This is a genomic window from Desulforegula conservatrix Mb1Pa (assembly GCF_000426225.1).
Taxonomy (GTDB): Bacteria; Desulfobacterota; Desulfobacteria; order Desulfobacterales; family Desulforegulaceae; genus Desulforegula; species Desulforegula conservatrix.
Genome location: NZ_AUEY01000154.1, coordinates 1 through 2536 on the forward strand (window position 1 = coordinate 1; position 2536 = coordinate 2536).

Here is a 2536-nt window from a genome sequence, read left to right on the forward strand (position 1 = left end):
GTCTGCTGTTTCGTGTGTTGAGTCGTCTGCTGTTTCGTGTGTTGAGTCGTCTGCTGTTCTAAATCGTGTGTTGTACTGTGTGCTGTGTCGTGTGTTGTACCGTGTGTTGTAATTTCTTCTGAATCGTTGACTTTGTTGGTATCTCGTGTGCTGTGTCGTGTGTTGTACCGTGTGCTGTGTCGTGTGTTGTGTGCTGTGTCGTGTGTTGTACCGTATGCTGTGTCGTCTGTTGTATTATTCTCATGTAAAAAGGACGGAGATGATTGCATCATGCCTGCAATGGAATCCATGAAATCGATATCAATCACATTTTTTTTAGGCTTAGTTTTTTTATGGACTTCATCAACAGCTCCCATATATGCACCAAAAACACTGTGAGATTTTTCTTTTTTCATCTTAAACCGCCTTTGCTATTCCAAGAATAGAAACAACCTCATCAGCTAAAGCCATATAAGCCTTTTTAACCGTGTTACTCGGTTTTTTCTTTAGATTAAAAACAGATGCTGACTGTTCTTCTGCATATCTAAAATCAACACTCCCTGGAATTATTGTATCAAAATAAAACCCTGGAAATTTACTTTTTAGAGTTTCAGCATAATGAGTATCAAGGGTTGTTTCTCTCCCTCTGCCCTCAGTGCGACGCATCAGCATTTTTAAAAATTTAAGATCTGGATTTCCTATTTTTTGAATATCTGAAATAAATTCAAAAGCTTTATTGAGGCCCATCATTGACAGTTTTGAGCCAGAGACAATAGGAACTATGGCAAAATCAGAAGCGTAATTTGATCCAATAACGAAAACACCATGATTAGGAGGATTATCTATTAACGTGATATCAAAGTGATTGATTGCATAATTTCTTATTTTATCTCTTATAAGTCCAAAAGCTTCACTTCCTTTCGATATTAACTTAGGCTCAAGGGCAACAATTTCAGGTGATGACGGGATACAGAAAAGACCTGCTTGTAAGGATGAAGGATAAACGCAGTCCTCAATTTTAGCCCTGTCATTCAGTAAATCTGAAAGATCATTATCCCAATCAACCTCGTTTAAAACAATTCGTGTAATATCTGCTTGAGAGTCAACTCCAAAAACAAGGACTCTATGTCCTAATCTTGCCAGGGCAACAGCAAGATTTACAGTTGTTGTTGTTTTACCAACTCCACCTTTATTAGAAAATACGTTGATTATTTTGCCGGGCATTTATGTCTCCACGAGAGGAATTTTACAAGATATTGAAAGGAAATAATTAAAAGCTTTATCATTGATAAATAAAGATTTACAAGAAATTTTTTAGTATTTTTATAAAAAAATAGCTGTATATTATTATAGAATTCCATATAGTTATTATTATATATTTTTAAATGACATTCTTTGAGCTATTTTTATTATTATTAAGCTGTATAAATTATAGGTTTGAAAATATTGAAGATGGCAGATCTTTATGATGTAATAATATTATATCTCTTAAAAATGGCTATGCCTACTAACAGTAGATTTTGTAAGGAGGATCTATGGTAAAATTTGATCGCATTACACAACAGCCTGATATTATGGGAGGCAAGGCGTGTGTTCGCAACATGCGTGTTACAGTGGGAATGATAGTTGGACAAATCGGAGCAGGATTATCTATTGAAAATATACTTGCAGACTATCCTTATTTAGAGCGCGAGGATATAATGCAGGCATTGCGTTATGCTGCATGGCGAGCCGAAGAACGTGAAATAGAATTGGTCGAAGCATGAAAATACTGATTGATATGAATCTGTCGCCACGATGGGTTAAATTGCTCAATGAAGCTGGTTTTGATTCGGCACATTGGTCTATGCTTGGGGCAAACAACGCGCCGGACACGGAAATAATGGCTTATGCCAAAATAAATGGTTATGTAGTTCTTACATATGATCTTGACTTCAGTGCAATTCTCGCCGCAACACACGGTGAAAAGCCAAGTGTAGTGCAAATTCGAGCCGAAAATGTTAATCCGGATGTAATTGGCTGGCAAGTTATTACAGCGATACGACAGATGTCGGTCGAATTGGAAAATGGCGCATTGATTACTGTTGATCCTCAGCGGACACGTTTGCGTTTATTGCCATTTCCAACGAGATATTAATGCAATATTTTAACCTGCCAATCCAGCAGCCGGATTAGATAGAGCGTTCCCAGCCTGATAATAAGAAATGGCAACCCCGACGGTCTTGTGTCCGGACATTGCCATAATATCGCTTATGTTTTTACCCTGCCTGCCGCCTTCAGTGATAAATCCTGATCTCAGGCTATGACCAGAAAATATGGAAGGATCGAGGCCAGCGAGTTCGGCCCTTTTCTTGACTATCCTTGCGACGGCCTTGTCAGAAAAATCACTAAGAACCTTTCCTGACTTTGAAAGCCTCCTGAATATTTGTCCTTCGGTCACTTCAGATATTTCAAGCCAGTCAGCCAGAGCTTTTGCGGCCCTGCCTATTATGGGAACTGTAAAGCCTTTTCCTTCCTGGTCAGTTTTGGATCTTCTTATTATAAAGGAGTATCCTTC

At 38.3% G+C, this 2536-nt stretch carries 5 protein-coding genes; 2 read left to right on the forward strand and 3 right to left on the reverse strand.

The genetic code is table 11. The features are described from left to right. The coding region (locus K245_RS25860) for a hypothetical protein (RefSeq protein ID WP_035277936.1) at positions 1-395 on the reverse strand (395 nt) is incomplete at its 3' end. Between the two features lies 1 nt (position 396). Beyond that, the gene (locus K245_RS27055) at positions 397-1203 is read right to left on the reverse strand and encodes a ParA family protein (RefSeq protein WP_051284532.1); all 807 of its coding nucleotides are present in this window, start codon (positions 1201-1203) and stop codon (positions 397-399) included. 311 nt (positions 1204-1514) lie between these two features. Here K245_RS27055 and K245_RS0121325 point away from each other — a divergent pair, with 311 nt between their 5' ends. Together K245_RS0121325 and K245_RS0121330 are read left to right on the forward strand one after the other, a co-directional pair. Further along, the gene (locus K245_RS0121325; protein WP_027360781.1) at positions 1515-1745 is read left to right on the forward strand and encodes a DUF433 domain-containing protein; all 231 of its coding nucleotides are present in this window, start codon (positions 1515-1517) and stop codon (positions 1743-1745) included. Then, positions 1742-2116 (forward strand): DUF5615 family PIN-like protein, encoded by a 375-nt coding sequence (locus K245_RS0121330; RefSeq protein ID WP_027360782.1) that lies wholly within the window; start codon positions 1742-1744, stop codon positions 2114-2116. Before K245_RS0121325 ends, K245_RS0121330 begins: the two co-directional genes overlap by 4 nt. A 9-nt stretch (positions 2117-2125) precedes the next feature. Here the strand turns inward: K245_RS0121330 and K245_RS0121335 are convergent. Beyond that, on the reverse strand, positions 2126-2536 hold a 411-nt coding region (locus K245_RS0121335), incomplete at its 5' end, for a tyrosine-type recombinase/integrase (protein ID WP_027360783.1).